18 protein-coding genes, 2 tRNA genes and 3 rRNA genes are annotated in these 22,820 nt (G+C 36.7%); 7 read left to right on the top strand and 16 right to left on the bottom strand.

The genetic code is table 11. The annotated features are described in order from the left end of the window. Positions 1-430 precede the first annotated feature (430 nt). The 6 genes from AC6EJB_RS10065 to AC6EJB_RS10040 form a co-directional block, all read right to left on the bottom strand. Positions 431-1,066, bottom strand: coding sequence for an SPASM domain-containing protein (locus AC6EJB_RS10065; RefSeq protein ID WP_498491321.1), 636 nt, complete (start codon positions 1,064-1,066; stop codon positions 431-433). Between the two features lie 1,352 nt (positions 1,067-2,418). Next, on the bottom strand, positions 2,419-2,910 hold the full coding sequence (locus AC6EJB_RS10060) for a tetratricopeptide repeat protein (RefSeq protein WP_498491319.1): 492 nt from the start codon (positions 2,908-2,910) through the stop codon (positions 2,419-2,421). Positions 2,911-3,309: 399 nt separating this feature from the next. After that, a complete protein-coding gene (locus AC6EJB_RS10055) occupies positions 3,310-3,999 on the bottom strand; it encodes a putative 2OG-Fe(II) oxygenase (RefSeq protein WP_498491318.1) in 690 nt (229 codons plus the stop codon). Positions 4,000-4,409: 410 nt separating this feature from the next. Next, complete coding sequence (locus tag AC6EJB_RS10050; protein WP_498491317.1) at positions 4,410-4,811, bottom strand: DUF6165 family protein; 402 nt, start codon at positions 4,809-4,811, stop codon at positions 4,410-4,412. Further along, positions 4,808-6,466 (bottom strand): tetratricopeptide repeat protein, encoded by a 1,659-nt coding sequence (locus tag AC6EJB_RS10045; RefSeq protein ID WP_498491316.1) that lies wholly within the window; start codon positions 6,464-6,466, stop codon positions 4,808-4,810. The genes AC6EJB_RS10050 and AC6EJB_RS10045 overlap by 4 nt, the downstream gene beginning before the upstream one ends. Before the next feature lie 19 nt (positions 6,467-6,485). Beyond that, on the bottom strand, positions 6,486-7,049 hold the full coding sequence (locus AC6EJB_RS10040) for a class I SAM-dependent methyltransferase (protein WP_498491314.1): 564 nt from the start codon (positions 7,047-7,049) through the stop codon (positions 6,486-6,488). 367 nt (positions 7,050-7,416) lie between these two features. Here AC6EJB_RS10040 and AC6EJB_RS10035 point away from each other — a divergent pair, with 367 nt between their 5' ends. Both AC6EJB_RS10035 and AC6EJB_RS10030 read left to right on the top strand, forming a co-directional pair. Next, positions 7,417-7,614, top strand: a complete 198-nt coding sequence (locus AC6EJB_RS10035) for a hypothetical protein (RefSeq protein ID WP_498491313.1) — start codon at positions 7,417-7,419, stop codon at positions 7,612-7,614. A gap of 534 nt (positions 7,615-8,148) precedes the next feature. Beyond that, complete coding sequence (locus tag AC6EJB_RS10030; RefSeq protein ID WP_498491312.1) at positions 8,149-8,250, top strand: DUF4278 domain-containing protein; 102 nt, start codon at positions 8,149-8,151, stop codon at positions 8,248-8,250. Positions 8,251-8,308: 58 nt separating this feature from the next. Here AC6EJB_RS10030 and AC6EJB_RS10025 read toward each other — a convergent pair whose 3' ends face one another. Both AC6EJB_RS10025 and AC6EJB_RS10020 read right to left on the bottom strand, forming a co-directional pair. Continuing rightward, on the bottom strand, positions 8,309-9,058 hold the full coding sequence (locus tag AC6EJB_RS10025) for a TVP38/TMEM64 family protein (RefSeq protein ID WP_498491311.1): 750 nt from the start codon (positions 9,056-9,058) through the stop codon (positions 8,309-8,311). Between the two features lie 80 nt (positions 9,059-9,138). Then, entirely contained in the window at positions 9,139-9,471 is a 333-nt protein-coding gene (locus AC6EJB_RS10020) for a hypothetical protein (protein ID WP_498491310.1), read from the bottom strand. Between the two features lie 203 nt (positions 9,472-9,674). Here AC6EJB_RS10020 and AC6EJB_RS10015 point away from each other — a divergent pair, with 203 nt between their 5' ends. Both AC6EJB_RS10015 and AC6EJB_RS10010 read left to right on the top strand, forming a co-directional pair. Continuing rightward, positions 9,675-11,054: an aldehyde dehydrogenase family protein gene (locus tag AC6EJB_RS10015; protein WP_498491309.1), complete on the top strand. Its 1,380-nt coding sequence runs from the start codon at positions 9,675-9,677 to the stop codon at positions 11,052-11,054. Between the two features lie 45 nt (positions 11,055-11,099). Next, positions 11,100-11,945 (top strand): LysM peptidoglycan-binding domain-containing protein, encoded by an 846-nt coding sequence (locus AC6EJB_RS10010; RefSeq protein ID WP_498491308.1) that lies wholly within the window; start codon positions 11,100-11,102, stop codon positions 11,943-11,945. Positions 11,946-11,955: 10 nt separating this feature from the next. On the opposite strand, the gene AC6EJB_RS10005 is transcribed toward AC6EJB_RS10010, so the two are convergent. Beyond that, positions 11,956-13,005 carry a hypothetical protein gene (locus tag AC6EJB_RS10005; RefSeq protein ID WP_498491307.1) on the bottom strand — a complete coding sequence of 350 codons (1,050 nt, stop codon included), beginning with the start codon at positions 13,003-13,005 and terminating at the stop codon, positions 11,956-11,958. A gap of 204 nt (positions 13,006-13,209) precedes the next feature. Here AC6EJB_RS10005 and AC6EJB_RS10000 point away from each other — a divergent pair, with 204 nt between their 5' ends. Both AC6EJB_RS10000 and AC6EJB_RS09995 read left to right on the top strand, forming a co-directional pair. Beyond that, a complete protein-coding gene (locus AC6EJB_RS10000; protein WP_498493040.1) occupies positions 13,210-13,428 on the top strand; it encodes a photosystem I reaction center subunit IV in 219 nt (72 codons plus the stop codon). A 14-nt stretch (positions 13,429-13,442) separates the two neighbouring features. Continuing rightward, positions 13,443-14,291 (top strand): DNA-formamidopyrimidine glycosylase, encoded by an 849-nt coding sequence (locus AC6EJB_RS09995; protein ID WP_498491305.1) that lies wholly within the window; start codon positions 13,443-13,445, stop codon positions 14,289-14,291. Between the two features lie 46 nt (positions 14,292-14,337). Here AC6EJB_RS09995 and rrf read toward each other — a convergent pair. The 5 genes from rrf to AC6EJB_RS09970 form a co-directional block, all read right to left on the bottom strand. Continuing rightward, positions 14,338-14,454, bottom strand: a 5S ribosomal RNA gene (gene rrf / locus AC6EJB_RS09990). Positions 14,455-14,544: 90 nt separating this feature from the next. Beyond that, positions 14,545-17,421 (bottom strand): 23S ribosomal RNA (locus tag AC6EJB_RS09985). Positions 17,422-17,727: 306 nt separating this feature from the next. Continuing rightward, positions 17,728-17,800: transfer RNA gene (locus AC6EJB_RS09980), tRNA-Ala, on the bottom strand. Positions 17,801-17,809: 9 nt separating this feature from the next. Next, positions 17,810-17,883 (bottom strand) — tRNA-Ile (locus AC6EJB_RS09975). Positions 17,884-18,048: 165 nt separating this feature from the next. After that, positions 18,049-19,533, bottom strand: a 16S ribosomal RNA gene (locus AC6EJB_RS09970). Together the 16S, 23S and 5S rRNA genes with 2 tRNA genes alongside form the textbook arrangement of a ribosomal RNA operon. Positions 19,534-20,170: 637 nt before the next feature. Here AC6EJB_RS09970 and AC6EJB_RS09965 point away from each other — a divergent pair. After that, complete coding sequence (locus tag AC6EJB_RS09965) at positions 20,171-21,622, top strand: glycoside hydrolase 100 family protein (RefSeq protein WP_498491304.1); 1,452 nt, start codon at positions 20,171-20,173, stop codon at positions 21,620-21,622. Here the strand turns inward: AC6EJB_RS09965 and petD are convergent. Further along, on the bottom strand, positions 21,619-22,101 hold the full coding sequence (petD, locus tag AC6EJB_RS09960; RefSeq protein ID WP_498491303.1) for a cytochrome b6-f complex subunit IV: 483 nt from the start codon (positions 22,099-22,101) through the stop codon (positions 21,619-21,621). The genes AC6EJB_RS09965 and petD overlap by 4 nt on opposite strands. A gap of 51 nt (positions 22,102-22,152) precedes the next feature. Then, the gene (gene petB, locus AC6EJB_RS09955) at positions 22,153-22,809 is read right to left on the bottom strand and encodes a cytochrome b6 (protein WP_011294336.1); all 657 of its coding nucleotides are present in this window, start codon (positions 22,807-22,809) and stop codon (positions 22,153-22,155) included. Positions 22,810-22,820 lie beyond the last annotated feature (11 nt).

Below are 22,820 nucleotides of genomic sequence, written 5' to 3'. Positions count from 1 at the left end.
TGCTAACAGTAAAAATCATTTGATACAGAATAAAAAGTCAGCCAAGAAATAACATACTGTTTGGAACAAGAAAATAAGAAAAAAGTTTATTACAGAAAACCACTTTTCCCAGAGAGCCCTGAATGTAAATACATGGGTTATGCCCAACAAAGTTCGCAAAGACAAAGCCCCATAGGGAAAAAAGTTAAAGAGTAAAAATAAAAAAAGAGTAGTTTTACGTTTAAGAAATGAAGGTTGTTCTTATCGGTCTATTAGAAAGCAAACTGACCTGGCACTCTCGACTAATAGAAGCATCATTGTTGAACAGGATGTGATTTATAAAATTAGTAAAAAGAAAAACTAAAGTCTTATAAATTGCCGTAAGGCATAGAAAGTTTTCCGTATTAAGCTCAGATAACTTATAAAGTTACCAATTTTCTTTCTTATTAATTTAAGCTTTTTCTCGCTTGAACGGCCTTTCCTGGCATGTTTGACAGATAGACGGAAGAGGGTGATCTCCAAGCATACTAGCACGTAATTTTTGAGCTTCTTCGCTATTAATTACAGCCTCGATCGACGAGTCAAGAACATTACCTACTTTCAATTGCCCATCATGATCAAGACAGCATAAAGTTACATCGCCATTCCAGAGAACACCAACATCAGTAAATGGATGTGGACAATATGATGTTTCCCTTGTTGCTTTTAAGTCATAGTCATCGCTTATCCGAGTATTAGCGAATGTAAATGCTCTCCAGAAAGTTAGTTTAATCCCCCTCTGCAAGGAGTAGGAAGTAGACGAATAATTATTGTCTCGCACAAGATCATCAACATTATGATTTTTACGGTCAAAAGGAGGCATTCCGAGCTCCTTCTCATTTTCAGCGACAAAATCATTCCACTCTTTCAGAATAATACTAGCGTCATTTGAATCCTTTATAATACTGACATTTGAAGCTGTATTTTGAGTAACCATTACTCGAATTGTGATTGTATTTTGAATAGCATTCCCTTTCGCTAAGCGTTTCATATATTCATGAACTAACAAGCGAAGATTGCTGATATATCGATCCCATGAAACACTCACTATACCACGAAAATGATATGTCTCTTCTGTTGGAGTCACACATTTCCATTCTTTTTTTTTTTTTTTTTTTTTTTTTTTTTTTTTTTTTTTTTTTTTTTTTTTTTTTTTTTTTTTTTTTTTTTTTTTTTTTTTTTTTTTTTTTTTTTTTTTTTTTTTTTTTTTTTTTTTTTTTTTTTTTTTTTTTTTTTTTTTTTTTGTGAGATTTTGGTGTGTGTGTGTGTGTGTGTGCATGAACACTGGGGAAAAAAAAAAAAAAAAAAAAAAAAAATAATTTATTTTAATTTATTTCTATGTAAAAAAAAAAAAAAAAAAAAAAAAAAAAAAAAAAAAAAAAAAAAAAAAAAAAAAAAAAAAAAAAAAAAAAAAAAAAAAAAAAAAAAAAAAAAAAAAATTTCTCATCATGCTGCTGTAACATGGTCACTTATATTCCATTCTTTTTTTTTTTCAATAATTTGATTATTTTTAATGAAATTTTAAAATTTCAATGAATTAATAAATTATTTTATTTTTTTTTTTTTTTTTTTTTTTTTTTTTTTTTTTTAAAAAAAAAAAAAAAAAAAAAAAAAAAAAAAAAAAAAAAAAAAAAAATGTTTTCAGCATTATTTTTTTTTTTAATCATCAAGCTATTTGGTGCTGCCATCTTTCCCAAACTCCTTTTGTGGAATCCAATGGCAAAATGTTCAATGAAAATGCACTATTCTGCTAATAATAAATAGGGTAAATGGCTGGAGCAGCTGCTCCCCTCTGGACCAGATTCCATTCAGTTGCCAAAAGCTTTCTGGCTGTGGCAGGAAACTGACTATTTTCAATTCTTCCAATTCTTCAAGTTGCTGTAGCAAGTTGCTTTTGAGCTTGAACATAGTTTTTGTGAAGCTTATAGCTTTGTTTATGCTTTGATAGTCACTTCTTCAGATGCCCAGTGCCTACAGCACAATTGTTATGAGCAGCATGCTTGACTGGGGAGCTGCTCCTGCTCATGACTTTGCTCACTTCTCATGCTTACATTAATAAAGTAAGACCCGGTATGGGGCTGTGGCGTTGATGATCAATGCCTTCTAAACTTCTTCAGCTTCCAACCTGCAAGTTCTCCAAGTGGTACCCAAGTCGGCTGCAGGTGACATCCAGTTTTTCCACAGATTTTTGTGCCAGAATTAAATACCACTGCTTTAGTAAGCGGCAGCAGCCGACCACCGATGCTGGAAATCTTCGAGATAACGCCAATTTTTTTGCTTCAATAAATTGTCTATTTTTATGAAAAACGACACTAATTTTTTAATTCTTCAATCTGTGGTTCCTTCGGTATTTGCAAAGCATTTAACTTCTCATCATTCACTCCGTGCTCCTTTGCTTTTTCAATAAATTTCTTTGCCACTTGATTCTGCTTCCCCTTTAATCAATGCATCAATATAGCTAATCCAAAACTGTTCTATTTTTGGATTAGCTGCGAGAGCGGTTTTTAAAAGTGGCAATGCTTCAATAGTTTTATTCACTGAGACTGCTAACACGCCCAAATTATGATTAGCGTCAGGGTGCAGAGGTTGAGATTGCAAGACGATTCGATAGAGACGCTCGGCTTCCTGAAGCCTGCCTTTTTTATGTGCGGCAACTCCTTGTCGAAATGCTTGTTCAGTTATTTGTTCTTTAGAAGATTTATTAGCTGTATTCTCATTGAAAAAAATATTTTCTCTGATTTCCTCTAAAGCGAATGTAACTGGAAACGTCTTCACCTCTGACCCTTCTTGCTTTTGATCTGTTTTCCTCTCAGTCACATCTATTTTTCGTAAAGGTCTTATAAAGAAGATTATATCTTGAAAAAAGGTTTTTACTCTCAGAGCAGTAACCATCAATCATTGGAAATTAATTCAATAGTCAACGTATACTTTGTCGACAATTTCACAATACAAGTGATCTATTCAACTAAATTCCAACTCAGAAAAGAAAAAGATTAAACATTAATTCTCCACAATTAAAAATTAATCAGCCTCACAGAGAAGACATAAATTTAAGGTCTCTTTATATTTACAAAGCTCGTTAAAACAAAAATAACTTAGCCTAATATTTCAAATAAAACTTCTTTTCAAGCAAAAAGATAAACGATATCAATCTCTAAGTGAAAAAGTATAATAAAATTAGTTAATAAATTATCTAAATAATATATATCTATTTCATACCTAATAATGAATATTTCTCTAATCCATAAAAACTTTTGAATATTTTAATTGTTAGATTAATTTGATTATAGTTTAATTTATTCTGAAAGAATACTTTCCATTATCAAGTATTTTTGGCATCGCATTCAAACTAAGTGTTAGCCTATCATTAGCTTTATTGGGAGTTGAGTATCCATGTTGTTGATGACTTCTCCAAATCAAGATATCCCCCTCGTTTACTTTCAAACCTATATAATTAGCATTATACATACTTTTTTTCTTGGTTTCTGGTATCGAAAATGTTGGAAAATTTGATGGAGTAACTTCTATAGCTCTGTCATTTCTAAAAGCAAGCTCGCTATGCTTACCAGGAATAAAGTTCACAAAATAATTGGCCGAAATGAATGAATTACTATGAGAATGAAATGGTAAATTTGACTTCTCTTGAGAATGATTTAGCCATGCAGAATTTATAACTATTTCATCGCAAAGGTGTCCTAAATGCTTAATATAATCAAGTAATATTTTTGTTAATTCATTTTTCAATTCTATCCACTCAGGGAAAGACTTGAATAGATTTTGTTCGCTACCATTACATAAATGCTTTGAAATTGGAGTGGAAACTTGAAGAATATCTTCATCTCCTTCTCTCCAAGCTTTCCAAATTGCTTCTTTATATCTTAAATGCCTTTCAATTGGAATGGTATAGATTCCAATTGGCTCTGGATTAATGTGTTGTATTTTTAAAAATCCATTACTCGTATCTTGGTTTTCTTCTTTCATCTTATAAATGGCTTCATTTAAGATTATAGCCTTTGCAGTATTTTTAGCTATATTTAGCATAAAATCTTATTTTTTCCTTCTCTAAAAATTCTTAATGATTAAAAATAAAAAATTTAATTCTATTTAAGAATCATTTTAATCTAAGTTATTAAAAAAGTAAAAAAGGTTTGAATTTTCATCTATTATTCTCATGGCTATCTAGATTTATTCTAGGAGTGATGATCTTTATTTTAAAATACTATAATAAAGCTTTAATCTAAAACTCAGAATAATTATTCTTGGCTTTATAAAACAAGATTCCATAGACTTAAATGACTATTATAAAACATAGTTGTTGTTTACAATAGTCATTTCATAGATAAATTAATAACAATATTTAATCACTTAATCAAATAGATTAATATTTATATCTAATAAACTATATATGATTTTTCTTCTATAAAATTAGAATTATATTTTAAGTTAATTTCTTTTTTAATTGAGGCCCTTTTATCATTCTCTTTATATACAGACCTTGCTAATTCAATAAATTCCTTATCAAATTTATTTTGAGACTCTTTTTCTCTGATTTTATCTTCTATTACCCATAGCTTCTTATTTACATCACGAAGATTAGAAAGAAAGTTTTTATCAATATCAAGATTGTTAATTTTAACGATTGAATTAAGATTATCCAATTCTTTTTTAACATTCTCAAGTTTTATACCTTTCATATTTTCTTTTTTAATTTCTAAAATTGAAATTTTGTCCATTAATTCTCCAAGTGAGATTGGGATGAAAAGATGCATTAGACTCTGATTTTTTTTACTCATCTTTTTCTTACAAATTCTTTATTTAATTGTATTAAAACTCGTTCCATTACTTCAAGCCAGTTATATCGATTTTTTTGACGAAATAATCTCATTGATGGATACCATAATGTTCTCTCCCCATGCATACCCCAAGTCCAAAAAGGTATATCTCTAAGTAACAACCAAACCTTTTTTCCCATTCCCCCTGCCAAATGAGCTACTGAGGTGTCACATGTAATAATTAAATCACAAATGTCTATGATCGCAGCAGTTTCTAGAAAATCCCAAGTGGAATCAATTTGTTCTTGACATTTTACGAATTTTTGTCGAAATGAGCAACTTTCTAATTGATCAGATCCAAAACCTTTTTGAAGAGAGAGTAGCGTAAATTCATTTTTTTCAAAGAGTTTGGAAAACATTTCTAATGGTATAGATCGTCCTATATAAGTTTTTTCCATATTTGGATTTCCTTGCCAATTTAATCCAATAATTGGTTTTTTTTCATCTTTAACAACTTGATTCCATTTGTTAAGATGAGAATTTTTAGCTGATATATAGGGTTTAGAAATAATTACATTATTGGAATCTACACCTAGGTATTGTGGTAAAGATAGCAAAGAGATCCACTTGCCTTTTATATGCTTATTGGCCTGATCAGGTGTTAAAGGATTGGAATCAATTTTTGAATTTTTTATCAGATTATGCAATTTTTTTGGAGCACATAAGCAAACGTCAATACCTTTTTCTCTTAGATACAGTATATATCTCATGTATTGAATAGTATCGCCTAACCCTTGTTCACTAATGACTAATAATTTACTCCCTATTTCTAATGATTCTCCTTTCCATTTTGGAATTAATAGTTTTGCATGAATAACTTCCATCTCTTTTCTTTTCAATCTCCATTCATAATTCTTCCAGCCATTTTTATAATCTTTTATCAATAGTTGAACTAATGACAAATTCCAATAAGCATTAGTAAATTTTGGATTTAGGTATAAAGCTTTTTGATAGGAAGAAATAGCAGACTTGAAATGTCCTTGTTCTTTAAGAGCTGTTCCTAAATTATTGTAAGCATCTGCAAAGTTTGGATTAAGTTCTATGGCCTTTTGATAAGAGGCTATGGCAATTCTTAGATTATCTTGATCTTGGAGAGCTGTTCCTAAATTATTATAAGCATCTGCACAGTTTGGATTAAGTTCTATAGCTTTTTGATAAGAGACTATCGCTGCACTCAAGTCTCCTTTTTCTTTGAAAGCATTCCCTAGGTTGCTAAATGCATCTGGATAGTTTGGTTGAAGTTGTATAGCTTTTTGATAAGAGACTATCGCTGCACTAAGCTCTCCTCTTTCTTTTAGAGCTGTTCCTAAATTATTATGAGCTATAGGAAAGTTTGGTTCAATTCGAAGTGCATTTTTAAGAAGACTAATCATTTCAATTTTGTTCCCTCTTTTTCCAACTATTGCAGCAAGGTTTCCGTATACAACATGGTTCTTTTCTCCAGAAGCTATAAGTTCTCTGTAAATTTTTTCTGCTTCTTTCAAATCGCCTTTTTTTAGAAGATCTAAGGCTTTTTTCTTTTTATGTAAGACTTGAGAGGGAGGTTTAATTTTTTCTTGATCGTAATCTTTTTGTTGCTTATGTATATTATTAATTTTGTTTTTGTAATTACTCATAACCAAGTGAAATAAAATTTCAATCTTTAATGACCTCAAGCAACATCTCATATTGCTCGATTAGATTATTATATATAGCTGATTTTTGTTGAAGTAGTTTTAAATCGACATTTTTGTCAGGGTAAAGCCGAAACCAGTCTTCACTCGGCTTGATAATTGTTTGCCTCAGTTCAAAATTTATATCAAGATATAAACCAAGAGGACTATTAGCGGCTTTTTTCTCTATCCACAATTTGTTTAACCTTTTAGAAAAAAGCTGCAAACCTAAAGGAGTGACAACTCTAACGTGAGTTGGGTCATCATAAAAAAATTGATGTCTAAAATGTGGGACAACAATATATATTTTTGTTCCATTCTTACAGATTCGATACATCTCTTTAAATATTCCAAAGTATGTTTCAGTTTCTCTCCCTAGATGTTCAAGTACATGAATTAATCTAATCTCTGAGACTGAATTATTTTCCCATGGCCAGGGGAATGACTCTAAATTATGTTTAACATCTGGAGTCCCGAATTTATCAACATTTATAAACCCTGGAAATCTTTTTTCTCCACAGCCTAGATTCAGCTTAAGACTACTCATCAACTTTTATACTAATACTAATTAATAATAACTTGATTTAAATTTATCAGCTCAAGGAAATCAAGTCATTACAGATATACTTATAAAAATAAACTAATAAACGGAGTAAGAAAGTAAAAATTGTTGTTCAGTCTATTATCTAGAAAATCAGAAAAAGATCTAATAAGACTTAGGATACATCCTTAGTTAATTAACTTTATGCCAAAAGTTATACATCTAAAAAATAATAGGGAATTAAAAAATTTTTGGAATCGAAGTGAATTCAGGGATAATTTGGTAATTTGTGCTGTTGAATTTTTTCTAGTGGTTCGATTAGACCAAAGCATAAAAAATTTTCATGTCCCCATAACTTGGTTCTAATTTAAAAATGGAAGGTATTCAAAGTCACATTGGTGGGATACCTTCCCCTCAAACCCAAGGAGATCTAATCATGCAAATAACTCGTAGTTTCAGATCCAATGGATCAAATACTTTGTCATCTTTATTTCTTTGGTTTTCTGTTCTTTTGATTTCCCTAGGAATGCTTCTTCAACTAATCCCTTATTACTTCCATTTAAAATATTAATGAAACGCAAAAGATTGTGTAACTTCTCAAGTTATTCTTAAAAGCCCAAAAAAAGCCGCCTATAAATAGACGGCTTTTTTATAGGAACTATAAGCAAGTGTTTCCTTGTTTCCACTGCTGGAGTGTCCCAACTCCTCACATATTTTAATTTATAAGCATCTGTAGAGATAAACATTGCTGACAGTAAAGTTTGTCAATTGTCACAGGTGAAAAAATTAAAAATTCTTCGCGATTTAAAAAGCTAGAGGTTGTTTTCTTAATTAAGAATTTTCGGCGAAAAACTACCTTTCTAATAGCTAAGAATAAGCAGTATTCAAATTATTTTGAATAAAAATCCGTAAAAAAGGTAATCAAACAAAAAACCTTTATCAAAGACAAAGGTTTTTTGTAACAACGTGAACACCAAGGATAAAAAATTGCGTTTATACTTTTTTTGTAGCAACTGCTACTTAAAACGTTCAACTCATCAACGTATGAGCCGCAGTTTGACTCAAGCCAAGGAACGGGGACTTGAGCATATTTCGGAGATGAAAAATGTCTTTAACCTATAGAGGTCTTAAGTACAATCAGCACAAAGCAGTTGGAGAAAAGCAGCACGTACAACTCACCTATCGTGGTAAGTCTTATCAAAGCTAAGAAATCTCTCTAATTTTAAAAGCCCTTTTATAAAGGGCTTTTTTCTTGGAAAGGAAAATCACCTAATAAACTTTGATCTTTTATTTAAAAAAAAGTTGATAACGGCTAAAACAAATATAATTAAAAAAGAAATTATGAATAGCAAAAGATAATTTCCAGAGATCATATCAAATTCACCATTTAATATTTTTTGTAGGAAATTCTTAAGTCCCATATTATTAATTTTTCTTGCTGCAAAACCACTCGCAACGAAGGGAGAATCAGAAATTATAATACTAAAAACTAACGCAGGCATAAATCTTTTCCATGTGATTTTTGTTAGGCCAATTGCATAGCAAGCAAAATCAAAGAACCCAGACATCAAAAGAGCCACCATGAGAAAATAATTATTCTCTAAATAGTTTTTGCTAATACTTTCAACTCTGTACATTTGTCTTGAACCTAATAGGCTATTTATATAATTCCTTCCTAATTTTCTAGCCAAAACAAATGAAATTGAACATGACAAGAAATCTGCTATGGAAATAATAACTAGACCCTGGACAAATCCAAACTGATATCCTGACGCTACTGAAAATATTGTTCCAGGCAAAACTGGTATAATAATACTAATAGACCTTAGTAAAAATAATAAAAATATTAGTATTGGATTAAAAAATCTGTATGAATTTAAACTACTTACAAGATTAAAAAAGAAATCTCTAGTTACATCAAAATCAGAAGAAAAAACACCAATACTTACAAAGAGTAAAAAAATGACTAATAGAAAATATATTAATGTTTTTCTCCTCCTTAACTTATTAGACATAGACTATTAATTTTAATAAGAACCTAAATGAGCAAATTAATTATAGTATAGAATTATTTATAGATTTTCTTTAAATATATTTAATTCTGTTGAAATTTTAAGCTACAAGTTGCATTAGCTTCTGATAAAGGCATTTCTCCAGAGTTCCACTTTTCATATACGCAAGAATAAAAAGGCTCATTTAAACCACTTACATCATTTTTTTGATCTATTAATTCCCTTAAATATTTAGCCTTTGCCCTTAGATATTCTTTTTTGTATAACCAGTACATAATTTCTGCAACGCCTATAAAAGCCAAAGAAAATGCAAAAATAATAATTAAATGATTAATCAATCTATCACTAGTTGGGATTACCATCTTATGGCCAATATCTAAGAAAAGTAACTCGTAGATAATACTCAAAAATCCCATCTAAACTTATGGTTTAAATAATGATTACTATCTTTAATTGTTTTTTCATTTGTAATCTTTAAAAAATCAGAAGAAAAAGCACTACTTTTGGATCAATATAAAAGTTAAAAACCTGAGTCAAATTACCTAGAAAAGTATTTTCAGATGGTCTTAACCTCAATGTATGATTTATTTTGCTAGAAGAGGAAAAACAGGGAAAAAAATTGCCAGTAAAAAATCTCCTATTTAATCATTTACAAGATTTAGTCTTATCAGGCAAGACCAGACAAGAGAAATGGCGACGTAAGCAACTTAATGCTTTATCCAGTTTAATAGAAAATCATCAACAAGAAATATTAGATGCTTTAAAACAAGATTTAGGGAAGCCTCCTACAGAAGCATTTTTCGAAATCATTGCCGTAAAACAAGAAATAAAACTCGCTCAAAAGAATTTGTCCACCTGGATGAAGACAAAGCCAATCAATGTTCCAGTATCTCTGAGACCTGGAAAAGCATTTGTTCAACCAGATCCATTAGGTTGCATCCTAATAATTGGTCCATGGAACTACCCTTTTTCTCTTACACTTCAGCCACTTGTAGCAGCATTTGCAGCTGGAAATACTGCTGTTTTAAAGCCATCTGAGCATGCGCCGCATGTCTCAAGTCTTATTAAAAACCTCATAGAAAAATATTTTCCAATAGAAGTCACACAGGTTATTGAAGGGGATGGGATTATAGCTTCGGAATTAATGAAACTAAAATTTGATCATGTCTTTTTCACAGGCGGAGAAAATATTGGAAAAAAAGTAATGGAAGCTGCCGCGAAAAATCTTACCCCAATAACTTTAGAGCTTGGGGGTAAAAGTCCAGCTATTGTTATAGAAGGTGCGAATTTGGAAGTAACGGCAAGAAGAATTATATGGGGGAAAAGTCTCAACGCTGGTCAAACATGCATTGCACCAGATCACTTACTTGTTGAAAATAAACTATTTGATTCTTTAATTTCTAATTTCAAAAAGTCAATTGATGATTTTTACGGAGATATTCCTTTAAATTCTAAACATCTTGGAAATATCATTAATCAAAACCAGTTTAATAGGCTTAATAATTTATTAAAACAAGCTAAAAAAAACAATCAGATCATACACGGAGGTGATTGTAATGAAAAAGAAAAAAAGATTAGTCCCACCCTTATTAAAATCGAGAACCGAAATGATCCTTTAATGAAGGAAGAACTTTTTGGACCTTTATTGCCTATTTTATGTATTCAAAATCTCGACGAAGTAATTTCGGATTTTAAATCTTTACCTAAGCCGCTTGCCCTTTATCTTTTTGGAGGAAGTGATAAAGAACAAGAAAAAATGCTTTCTTTAACATCTTCAGGTGGAGTTTGCTTCAACGATGTTGTTTTACAGGCAGGCATACCGGAACTTCCATTTGGAGGCATCGGATCAAGCGGAATGGGACAATATCACGGCAAAGCAGGTTTTGATAACTTTACTCATTTCAAATCAATCTTAAAACGACCTTTCTGGCTTGATCTGAGTTTTCGATACCCTCCATATAAGTTAGATTTATCTTTACTTAAAAAGTTATTAGGTTAATATGTATTTAATATCTGCAAGATAGATTCTTAATTTAAATAAAGTATGCTCAAAAAGGGAAAAACACTTCTACGTCTTTTTCATATTAAAAATATTTTTTTATTCTTTTTATTTTTCAACTTACAAGCAAAAGCAGAAATAAAGATTATTGCAAAAAATGGCGATACTCTCAATAAGTTATCCAAGGAATATGGAGTTTCCCTAAAAGAACTAATGTATAAAAATAATTTCAATGATGCAAACTTGTTGATTGAAGGAGAAGTTATTATAATTCCTAAAATAGACTCAAATGATGATGCCGAAATAATTAAGTATAAAGTTATTAAAGGTGATACTCTATACAATATTGCCAAAGATCATAATATAAATTTAAAAGATATTCTTAATATTAACAATCTAGATAGCACATCGATTCTAAAGCCTAATCAGATAATTCTACTACCAAAGGGAATCAATTATAAACCAAAAACAGATCAAAAAAGTATTAAATTAGCTAATAAAAAAGTTTTTTATCATCATACTTCTAGTGATGAAGTCCTTTCTGATATTGCAAAGATACACCAAATAGCCATAGGAGATATTATTTCTTTAAATAAATTAAAACCTCAATCAAAGATATATCCTAATACAAAATTAAAAATAAGAGAGACCAATACTTTAAAATGGCTAAAATATGGCACATTAATGATAAATTGGTCAGAATGGAGATACATTGATGGAGATTACATAACTCAAGCAAAAACAAAAAAAAATAAATCTTTTTATTTAGCTATAAGCTGCGAAAAAAGAGCCTTAAATAATACATTAATAAATACTGATTGGACAAGTTGGTATTTTCCAAAAAATGATTTCGAGTTCAAATTAATTCATGATTTTTGTGATCAGGAATAAAAAATCTTAATTATTTATTCAAACCAAGAGATGGGGGCTCTAATCGATCAGAATCCTCCTCAACAAGTTGCAACCTCAATTTTTTACCTCCTGAAAGTTCACCAAGAGATACTCTTATTGTTGAACCAGTAAGGGTTTGAAGGGTTTCTAAAATCTCTCTTAAATAAGGAGTACTACTGCCAGACTCTACCCATAGTCTCTCTTGCAAGCCTTCTAATCTTTTCCAAGCAGAATGAAACTTTAGGATAGAACTCTCTATATTTTTAGCTTGTACAAAAGCATCTGAAAGTATTCCTAAAGAATCCAATCTGAGAGCTTCTTGAGTAGCTTTATCTAAATTTAAATTCTTATTTTGAAAAGCTCTTAATGCTAGAGAAGCATCTAAAGACTTGCCTATCCATTTAGCAGTATTCGTCAAATCTTTTACTGAATCAATTTCAGGATTTGCTCTTAAAGTCTCGCAGATCTCTTCTTGCTGAATAGGCGATAACTTAGATAATTCTCTTACCAATGGAGCAACAAACTTGGCTGGCAACAAATTTGATTGCGTTTTTTCTCTAATTTCATCAGGCAAAAGAGAGCTAGTAGCGGCCATAAATTGATCAGTTAAGCTCTTTACTTGTCTTCTAGTTATGTCTTTCCCTTCATTCGCAGCCTCAGAAATCATATGTTGAATCTCTGGTTCAGCGTGTGCAGTTTCAATAAAAGCTCTTTTTGAAAAATTATTTACACTTGCTTCTTCAAGAATTCCATCAACCACAAGATTATCCGAAGAATCAGCTAATTGAATAAGAGTATATGCTTTACTTTTACTGATTTCCATCTCTCTCAACCACTGCAAAAACCCTGTTCCTCTACCATCCCCTCCTTTCTTTTCTCTATCTCTTACAACACGTAAAATCCTTCCTCGCCAAATTTCTGTTTGCAAATCAAACTGCTCGCAAATTGACCATGCATTCTCTAATCTCTCAATAAAATCAATATTACTTAAGTCGTCTTGATCGGGATCAGGTAAATCAAAACTAAGAGAAGAGGGGTCTAAAGATGGCTGTGATATCACAAAAAATAAAATTTTTGAAGGTTAATACAACTCAAAGCTAATTGAATATTCGTCCCAAAATCAATATGAATTGTTTTTCCTGAAAGGAAAAATCTTTTAAAAACGATCTATTTTTTTAAAATACCAGCGACAGTCTGTGACACATATGCAAATATCTCCTGTTCTGATAGATAATAAAGACACTAAATCATTGTGGAAACTCAGATGAGCTTTGCGAGAAAAGACAAGGTTCGCATCTTGCGTCAAGAATCATACTGGTTCAATCAAATTGGAGAAATAGTCTCCATCGATAAATCTCCAGCTATGAGATACCCAGTAACTGTCAAATTTGAAAAATGCGATTTCAAAGCTTTTAGTGGTGTTGATGGTGGTGCCAATACCAGTCAATTTTCAGTGAAAGAATTAGAAGCTGCCTCAAGTTAGCAGTATTATTACTTTTGCCAGAATTACCTGAAGTTGAAACAGTTAGGAAGGGGCTTGAAAAACTTCTAAATAATTTTTATATTAAACGAATCGAAGTATTAAAAGATAGATCAATTTCAAGTATTGGTGGGTCTGAGAATTTCATAAAAAATATTAGAAATAGTTATTTTGGTCATTGGGGTAGAAGGGGTAAATATCTAATAGGCTCCCTACATTCAAAAGACAAAAATAGTAAAGGTTTTTTAGTTGTTCATCTAAGAATGACAGGTCAATTTAAATTAATAAAGGAACAAACACTCCCTTGCAAGCATACAAGAGTAAGGTTTTTTGAAAAAAGAGGTAACGAACTTCGATTTATAGATATTAGAAATTTCGGACAAATGTGGTACGTCCCACCATCAAAATCAGTACCAGAAATAGTATCTGGAATTAAAAGATTAGGCCCAGAGCCATTTAGTGCTGATTTTAATAGTCATTATTTAAAAGAATATTTGAAGACAAAAACGCGCTCCATTAAATCAGCTTTGTTAGATCAAGAAACTGTTGCTGGTGTTGGAAATATTTATGCAGATGAATCATTATTTGATGCTGGTATTAATCCTAAAATTAAAAGTAAAAATTTAAAGAAAACTGATCTAAATAAGCTTTGCAATAGTCTTACAAAAATACTAAGAATTAGTATTGGTGAAGGAGGTACCACCTTTAGCGATTTTAGAGATTTAGAGGGGCTTAATGGAAATTATGGTGGCCAAGCTTGGGTATACAGAAGAGGAGGTCAAAAATGCAAAAAGTGTGGGGAAAAAATACTGCGAGAGAAGATATGTGGAAGGAGCACGCACTGGTGTCCTAATTGCCAAAAATAATTAATCATCAAAAAAGGGTCCATATGAACCCTTTTTAAATAATTTTACCTGGCATTGAGCTATTTTCTCAGGGGGCTACCCCCCAAATATCGTCGCCGCTGATGCGTTTCACAACCGAGTTCGAGATGGATCGGAGTGGTTCCACATCGCCATGAACACCAGGATAGTGTTTTATATGAACCCTGAAGACTGCATAGATTTTATTAAAAAATAATTGGATCGAATAAAGCAATAATTTAAGTAAAAGCAAAAGAAGGTCAAGCCCTCGATCTATTAGTACTCCTCCGCTGCATCTGTTACCAGACTTCCACGTAGAGCCTATCAACGGGTGTTCTTCCCGTGATCTTACTGGTTTAAACCATGGGAATACTCATCTTGAGGTGGGCTTCCCACTTAGATGCTTTCAGCGGTTATCCACTCCGCACATGGCTACCCAGCGTTTACCGTTGGCACGATAACTGGTACACCAGAGGTGCGTTCCTCCCGGTCCTCTCGTACTAGGGAGAAATCCTCTCAATATTCCTGCGCATACACCGGATATGGACCGAACTGTCTCACGACGTTCTGAACCCAGCTCGCGTACCGCTTTAATGGGCGAACAGCCCAACCCTTGGGACCGACTTCAGCCCCAGGTTGCGATGAGCCGACATCGAGGTGCCAAACCTCCCCGTCGATGTGAACTCTTGGGGGAGATCAGCCTGTTATCCCTAGAGTAACTTTTATCCGTTGAGCGACGGCCCTTCCACTCAGAACCGTCGGATCACTAAAACCGACTTTCGTCCCTGTTCGACTTGTAGGTCTCACAGTCAAGCTTCCTTCTGCTTTTGCACTCGACGACTGATTTCCAACCAGCCTGAGGAAACCTTTGTGCGCCTCCGTTACCTTTTAGGAGGCGACCGCCCCAGTCAAACTGCCCAGCAGATACTGTCCGTTTCCCGGATAACGGGTAAACGTTAGATCTCTAGCTCTGAAAGAGTGGTATCTCACCGTTGACTCAGTAGCACCCAAAAGCACTACATCAATGTCTCCCACCTATCCTGCGCATTCAGAGCCCGAGAACAATACCAACCTGCAGTAAAGCTTCATAGGGTCTTTCTGTCCGGGTGTATGTAGTCCGCATCTTCACAGACAATTCTATTTCGCCGAGCCTCTCTCCGAGACAGCGCCCAGATCGTTACACCTTTCGTGCGGGTCGGAACTTACCCGACAAGGAATTTCGCTACCTTAGGACCGTTATAGTTACGGCCGCCGTTCACCGGGGCTTCAGTCACTAGCTTCGCTTACGCTAACCGGCTTCCTTAACCTTCCGGCACTGGGCAGGTGTCAGCCCCCATACATCGTCTTGCGACTTAGCGGAGACCTGTGTTTTTGGTAAACAGTCGCCTGGGCCTCTTCACTGCGACCAGCTTGCGCTGGCATCCCTTCTCCCGAAGTTACGGGACCATTTTGCCGAGTTCCTTAGAGAGAGTTATCTCGCGCCCCTCGGTATTCTCTACCACCCCACCTGTGTCGGTTTCGGGTACTGGCAGTTATGCCTTAACGGGTATAGGGATTTTCTTGGAAGCATGACATCACCAACTTCGCTGCCGTGGCAGCTCGTACTCACGCCTTAGCTCAGAACGTTTTCTCCGTTCCTCAAAGCCTTGAACGCTTGAACCAGTAACCAACATCTGGATTGGCTAGCCTTCTCCGTCCCCCTTCCCAAAACATAACTGGTACAGGAATGTTGACCTGTTATCCATCGACTACGCCTTTCGGCCTGACCTTAGGACCAGACTAACCCTCCGCGGACGAGCCTGCCGGAGGAACCCTTAGGGTTTCGGGGCATGGGATTCTCACCCATGTTTTCGCTACTCAAGCCGACATTCTCACTTCTATGCAGTCCACGCCCGCTTACGCTAACGCTTCACCCCACATAGAACGCTCCCCTACCATTTAAAAATTAAATCCGCAGCTTCGGTACAACACTTAGCCCCGTTCATTTTCGGCGCAGGATCGCTCGACCAGTGGGCTATTACGCACTCCTTTGAGGATGGCTGCTTCTAAGCAAACCTCCTGGTTGTCTGGGCAATCCCACCTCCTTTATCACTTAGTGTTGATTTTGGGACCTTAGCTGGCGGTCTGGGCTGTTTCCCTTTCGACTATGGAGCTTATCCCCCACAGTCTGACTGCCTAGTTACACACAGGGTATTCAGAGTTCATCACGATTTGGTACCGCTCTCGCAGCCCGCACCGAAATGGTCGCTTTACCCCCCTGCTGGAGCACTAGACGCTACGCCTCAACGTATTTCGGGGAGAACCAGCTAGCTCCTGGTTCGATTGGCATTTCACCCCTAACCACAGCTCATCCGGTGACTTTTCAACGTCAGTCGGTTGGGACCTCCACTTGGTATCACCCAAGCTTCATCCTGGCCATGGTTAGATCACCAGGGTTCGGGTCTATAAACACTGACAAAACGCCCTATTCAGACTCGCTTTCGCTATGGCTCCACCATTCTCGGTTTAACCCGCCAGTGCCTATAAGTCGCCGGCTCATTCTTCAACAGGCACACGGTCACCCGATAAGTCGGGCTCCCATTGCTTGTAGGCTCATGGTTTCATGTTCTATTTCACTCCCCTCCCGGGGTTCTTTTCACCTTTCCCTCACGGTACTGTTGCGCTATCGGTCACACAGGAGTACTTAGCCTTACGAGGTGGTCCTCGTAGATTCACACGGAATTCCACGTGCTCCGTGCTACTCGGGATACAGCTAGGCCAACTCTCCTTTCGATTACGGGGCTTTCACCCTCTATGGCGCGCCATTCAAGCGCTTCTTCTAGGTTTGTTGGTCCACATTGCTGTCCCACAACCCCGATAGTCGAAACTATCGGTTTGGGCTATTCCCCGTTCGCTCGCCGCTACTTAGGGAGTCGTTATTTACTTTCCTTTCCTCCAGCTACTAAGATGTTTCAGTTCGCTGGGTTGGCTCGTGCCAGCCTATATATTCAGCTGGCCGTTCTAAGGGTTGCCCCATTCGGAAATTCCCGGATCAAAGCGTGTATCCAGCTCCCCGAGACATATCGCAGGTAACCACGTCCTTCATCGCCTCTGTGTGCCAAGGTATCCGCCATGAGCCCTTTGTAGCTTGACCTTAAATACAATCACAAAATCAATTGTGCTCGGCTATTACTCAAGAATTAAACATGAATTCTATATTTAATTTAGTTTTAAGGCTAAATTATTAATACAGAATTATGCATCCATGAGATGCTTTATTCTTTCTAATCTATGCAGTTTTCAAGGTTCTACTGAATTCTCATGGAAAAAATCCATGCGAGCCCAGCATATTATCAACTAAAAAAATGATGATAAGAAGCTAGGTTCTTTTCAAATAGACAAATATAAGTCACATCCACAAATTTTTCTCCGGGAATTTAGTTACCAGGGTAGGTTTCAGTGGAGGTAAGCGGACTCGAACCGCTGACATCCTGCTTGCAAAGCAGGCGCTCTACCAACTGAGCTATACCCCCAACAACGAATGGGCCATCCTGGACTTGAACCAGGGACCTCACCCTTATCAGGGGTGCGCTCTAACCACCTGAGCTAATGGCCCAGGAGAAACCCTTGTTGGGTGTGACCTAGACAAGTTTAGGAACTGAAATTAAAGGATTAATTATAAAATTAATACAAAAATCTGAGGTACCGATCGACCTTAAGGTGACAGGATTGCGGCCTTAGATAATTACTAAGACATCACAATCAATTATTTGTCTCCCTGTTAGGAGGTGATCCAGCCGCACCTTCCGGTACGGCTACCTTGTTACGACTTCACCCCAGTCATCAGCCCCACCTTCGGCGTCCTTCTCCACAAGGGTTAAAGTAACGACTTCGGGCGTGGCCAACTTCCATGGTGTGACGGGCGGTGTGTACAAGGCCCGGGAACGTATTCACCGCAGTATGCTGACCTGCGATTACTAGCGATTCCTACTTCACGTAGGCGAGTTGCAGCCTACGATCTGAACTGAGCCACGGTTTATGGGATTTGCTAGCTCTCGCGAGTTTGCTGCCCTTTGTCCGTAGCATTGTAGTACGTGTGTAGCCCAGGACGTAAGGGGCATGATGACTTGACGTCATCCACACCTTCCTCCGGTTTATCACCGGCGGTCTTTCTAGAGTGCCCAACTAAATGCTGGCAACTAAAAACGTGGGTTGCGCTCGTTGCGGGACTTAACCCAACATCTCACGACACGAGCTGACGACAGCCATGCACCACCTGTCACTGCGTTCCCGAAGGCACCCTCTAATTTCTTAAAGGTTCGCAGGATGTCAAGCCCTGGTAAGGTTCTTCGCGTTGCATCGAATTAAACCACATACTCCACCGCTTGTGCGGGCCCCCGTCAATTCCTTTGAGTTTCACACTTGCGTGCGTACTCCCCAGGCGGAACACTTAACGCGTTAGCTACGACACCGAAGGGGTCGATTCCCCCGACACCTAGTGTTCATCGTTTACGGCCAGGACTACAGGGGTATCTAATCCCTTTCGCTCCCCTGGCTTTCGTCCATGAGCGTCAGTAATGGCCCAGCAGAGCGCCTTCGCCACTGGTGTTCTTCCCGATATCTACGCATTTCACCGCTACACCGGGAATTCCCTCTGCCCCTACCATACTCAAGCCAATCAGTTTCCACTGCCATGATGGAGTTAAGCTCCACGCTTTAACAGCAGACTTGAAAGGCCGCCTGCGGACGCTTTACGCCCAATAATTCCGGATAACGCTTGCCACTCCCGTATTACCGCGGCTGCTGGCACGGAATTAGCCGTGGCTTATTCCTCAAGTACCGTCATATCTTCTTCCTTGAGAAAAGAGGTTTACAGCCCAGAGGCCTTCGTCCCTCACGCGGCGTTGCTCCGTCAGGCTTTCGCCCATTGCGGAAAATTCCCCACTGCTGCCTCCCGTAGGAGTCTGGGCCGTGTCTCAGTCCCAGTGTGGCTGATCATCCTCTCAGACCAGCTACTGATCGATGCCTTGGTGAGCCATTACCTCACCAACAAGCTAATCAGACGCGGGCTCATCCTCAGGCGAAATTCATTTCACCTCTCGGCATATGGGGTATTAGCGGTCGTTTCCAACCGTTATCCCCCTCCTGAGGGTAGATTCCCACGCGTTACTCACCCGTCCGCCACTAACCCGAAGGTTCGTTCGACTTGCATGTGTTAAGCACGCCGCCAGCGTTCATCCTGAGCCAGGATCAAACTCTCCGTTGTAGTCAGGCCCTATTGTAAAAATTAATCTACTCAGTCTGATTTGCTTCTCCCACTAATTACAGCACTGGAGTACTGATTGTGATTGTTGCCACCTTATTTTCATAAGGGTTCTAAAGAGTGCACTTAGTTTTATCTTCGTGACTTTCCCGGATCTCAGATCCGTCGTTGCTCTAACTCTGTAACACCTAATATCAAAATAGAGCCGTGAAACTCCAATTCGAAATAGTGACAAAATCATGCAACTAATTTCTTTTGACGGGACCTCACACCTTTATCGCAATACATCCGATTCAAAAATGAACCAGACGCGATAAAAGCGTCAGTTCCTAAACTTTTAAGTTGTCTAGGTTCTGTCTTGGCACAAAGCCAAAACATTTTTCGATCTTTCGACCGTTTTTCAGCTTACAACACAGAAGGGGTTAGTCCTCAAATGTTGTAAAACTCCCACTTAACTTAAAAACTTTCGTAATTTTCGCTAAATGAGTACGCTCCAGAATCACTTTTGCGCAGAAGAATATTGTAGACCCTCAAAGGACTTAGTTGCAACAAAGTTGCAAATGAAATGTTTTACCTCTTACTATCAGTATCAAAGGAGTAAGCCATAACTAGCTTTTAGCGATGGCAAAAGATTATCTTAATGCCCGCACGTTTTAGCCAACAGCATCAAAGGGTTCGCCCCAACTCGAATGAAGACAAAGTTGTTGCAAGAGCTAAAGAACATTTTGAAAAAACTTTAATTGAAATTTCCGGTGACATTGCAGGTAGTGTTGCGGCCTTAGAGCATCCAACAAAAAATGATGCTCTCAATTATGGAGAGATCTTTTTAAGGGACAACGTCCCAGTAATGATTTATCTGTTAACTCAGAAACGATTTGACATAGTCAAGAAATTCTTGACAGTAAGTCTGGATTTGCAAAGCACTACCTATCAAACAAGAGGGGTTTTTCCAACAAGCTTTGTCGAAGAAAAAGGAAAATTAATAGCAGATTATGGCCAGAGATCTATTGGAAGGATTACCTCTGCTGATGCAAGCCTATGGTGGCCAGTACTTTGTTGGCTATATGTAAAAAAAAGTGGTGATCAAAGTTTTGGGACAAGTCAACAGGTTCAAAGAGGTGTTCAACTTCTTCTTGATTTAGTTTTGCATCCAACTTTTGAGGGAAATCCTGTTTTATTTGTTCCAGATTGTTCATTTATGATCGATCGACCTATGGATGTTTGGGGAGCTCCTCTTGAGGTAGAGGTTTTGTTGCATGCATGCCTAAAAAGCTGCATAGAACTAATGGAATTAAGCAGAAAACATCAAAAAAGTCGATTGCTTGATCAGAGACTTGTTTTAACTCGTCAGTGGGTGCATGATCTTCGACAATTTCTTTTGAAGCACTATTGGGTCACAAGTAAAACGATGCAAGTGCTCAGAAGAAGGCCCACTGAGCAATACGGAGAAGATCAACATCAAAATGAATTCAATGTTCAGCCTCAAGTAGTGCCTTCCTGGCTTCAAGATTGGCTGGAAAATAGAGGTGGATACCTTATTGGCAATATAAGAACTGGTAGGCCTGATTTTCGTTTTTATAGCTTGGGGAATTCATTAGCATGCATGTTTGGTGTATTGACAGCACCTCAGCAGAGAGCCTTATTTCGTCTTGTTCTTCATAACCGTGAACACCTCATGGCACAAATGCCCATGAGGATATGCCATCCACCAATGGATGTAGAGGAGTGGCAAAACAAAACCGGTTCTGACCCCAAAAACTGGCCATGGAGCTATCACAATGGTGGTCATTGGCCAAGTCTTTTATGGTTTTTTGGTGCTTCTATATTGCTTCATGAGAAACGCTACCCAGAAGCGGATGTTTTACTTATGGGGCAAATGAGAGCACTCATTGAAGAGTGTTACTGGAGTCAATTGAACCAATTACCAAGACAAAAATGGGCTGAATATTTTGATGGGCCAACGGGAACTTGGGTAGGTCAACAATCTAGAACCTACCAAACTTGGACTATTGTTGGATTTTTATTACTGCATCATCTTTTAAGAGCAGAACCAGACGATGTTTTGATGCTGGACTTGGAAGAAAGCTATTAAAATAAACCTAGAGTAAGGGATTTATCAATCGGTAAGCATGCTCCTATTCCTAAGTACATAGTCAAAACAGTTCCAAATAAAAATAATGACATTGCTACTGGCCTTCTAAAAGGATTAGCAAATTTATTGATATTTTCAATAAAGGGAAGAATAATTAAACCAAGCGGAATTAACGTTTGAAGGGCAATACCAAGTAACTTATTGGGGACTACACGTAAAATTTGAAAAACAGGGTAAAGATACCATTCCGGAAGAATCTCCAAAGGGGTTGCGAATGGGTTTGCTTTATCCCCTAGAAATGCTGGATCTAAAACTGCCAACCCAACAACGCAAGCAATTGTTCCAAGAATCACTACTGGAAAAATATATAGTAGGTCGTTTGGCCAAGCAGGTTCTCCGTAATAATTATGCCCCATACCCTTAGCAAGCTTAGCTCTTAGTTTGGTATCAGATAAGTCTGGCTTCTTAAGAGTGGACATAATTAAAAATTTTTAGGGGGTTGAAGGTTAATTGAAAAACTAGTTATTAAATTATAAAGGACCAGAAATTCCCTGTTTTCTAATCATTAGAAAATGCATCAACATAAATACTGCCAATAGCCACGGCATTACAAACGTATGAAGACTGTAAAATCTCGTCAAAGTTGACTGCCCAACGCTCTCTCCACCTCTAAGCAGTTCAACCATAAAGTCACCAATAACTGGAATAGCAGCTGGAACTCCTGAAACAATTTTAACCGCCCAATAACCAACTTGATCCCAAGGCAAAGAATATCCGGTAACTCCAAAAGCAACTGTTATGACGGCCATAACAACACCAGTTATCCATGTCAATTCCCTTGGTCTTTTAAATCCACCTGTTAAATAAACGCGAAAAACGTGCAAAATAAGCATTAGTACCATCATTGAAGCACTCCATCTATGCACTGACCTAATTAACCAACCAAAGCTCACGTCTGTCATGAGATAGCTTACTGAGCTATAAGCTTCAGTTACTGTAGGTTTGTAATAGAAAGTCATCGCGAACCCTGTCGCGAATTGAATCAAAAAACAAACCAGTGTTATCCCACCCAGACAATAAAATATGTTGACATGTGGAGGAACGTATTTTGAAGTGACATCATCCGCTATGTCCTGTATCTCAAGACGTTCCTGGAACCAGTCATAAACCGGTGAAGAGTTCGCCATCCACTTATTCA

Source organism: Prochlorococcus sp. G4PB17 (assembly GCF_059772445.1).
Note: the sequence above shows the minus strand (reverse complement) of the source record. Positions and strands in the feature narration are given on the sequence as shown.

Coding starts and splice junctions, on each gene's coding strand:
- AC6EJB_RS10000 (WP_498493040.1), top strand. CDS start 13,210: ATGAGCTTTGCGAGAAAAGACAAGGTTCGCATCTTGCGTCAAGAATCA.
- petB (WP_011294336.1), bottom strand. CDS start 22,809: ATGGCGAACTCTTCACCGGTTTATGACTGGTTCCAGGAACGTCTTGAG.
- AC6EJB_RS09965 (WP_498491304.1), top strand. CDS start 20,171: ATGCCCGCACGTTTTAGCCAACAGCATCAAAGGGTTCGCCCCAACTCG.
- AC6EJB_RS10045 (WP_498491316.1), bottom strand. CDS start 6,466: ATGAGTAATTACAAAAACAAAATTAATAATATACATAAGCAACAAAAA.
- AC6EJB_RS10040 (WP_498491314.1), bottom strand. CDS start 7,049: ATGAGTAGTCTTAAGCTGAATCTAGGCTGTGGAGAAAAAAGATTTCCA.
- AC6EJB_RS10030 (WP_498491312.1), top strand. CDS start 8,149: ATGTCTTTAACCTATAGAGGTCTTAAGTACAATCAGCACAAAGCAGTT.
- AC6EJB_RS10025 (WP_498491311.1), bottom strand. CDS start 9,058: ATGTCTAATAAGTTAAGGAGGAGAAAAACATTAATATATTTTCTATTA.
- AC6EJB_RS10010 (WP_498491308.1), top strand. CDS start 11,100: ATGCTCAAAAAGGGAAAAACACTTCTACGTCTTTTTCATATTAAAAAT.
- petD (WP_498491303.1), bottom strand. CDS start 22,101: ATGTCCACTCTTAAGAAGCCAGACTTATCTGATACCAAACTAAGAGCT.
- AC6EJB_RS10020 (WP_498491310.1), bottom strand. CDS start 9,471: ATGGGATTTTTGAGTATTATCTACGAGTTACTTTTCTTAGATATTGGC.
- AC6EJB_RS10035 (WP_498491313.1), top strand. CDS start 7,417: ATGGAAGGTATTCAAAGTCACATTGGTGGGATACCTTCCCCTCAAACC.
- AC6EJB_RS10055 (WP_498491318.1), bottom strand. CDS start 3,999: ATGAAAGAAGAAAACCAAGATACGAGTAATGGATTTTTAAAAATACAA.
- AC6EJB_RS10060 (WP_498491319.1), bottom strand. CDS start 2,910: ATGGTTACTGCTCTGAGAGTAAAAACCTTTTTTCAAGATATAATCTTC.
- AC6EJB_RS10050 (WP_498491317.1), bottom strand. CDS start 4,811: ATGAGTAAAAAAAATCAGAGTCTAATGCATCTTTTCATCCCAATCTCA.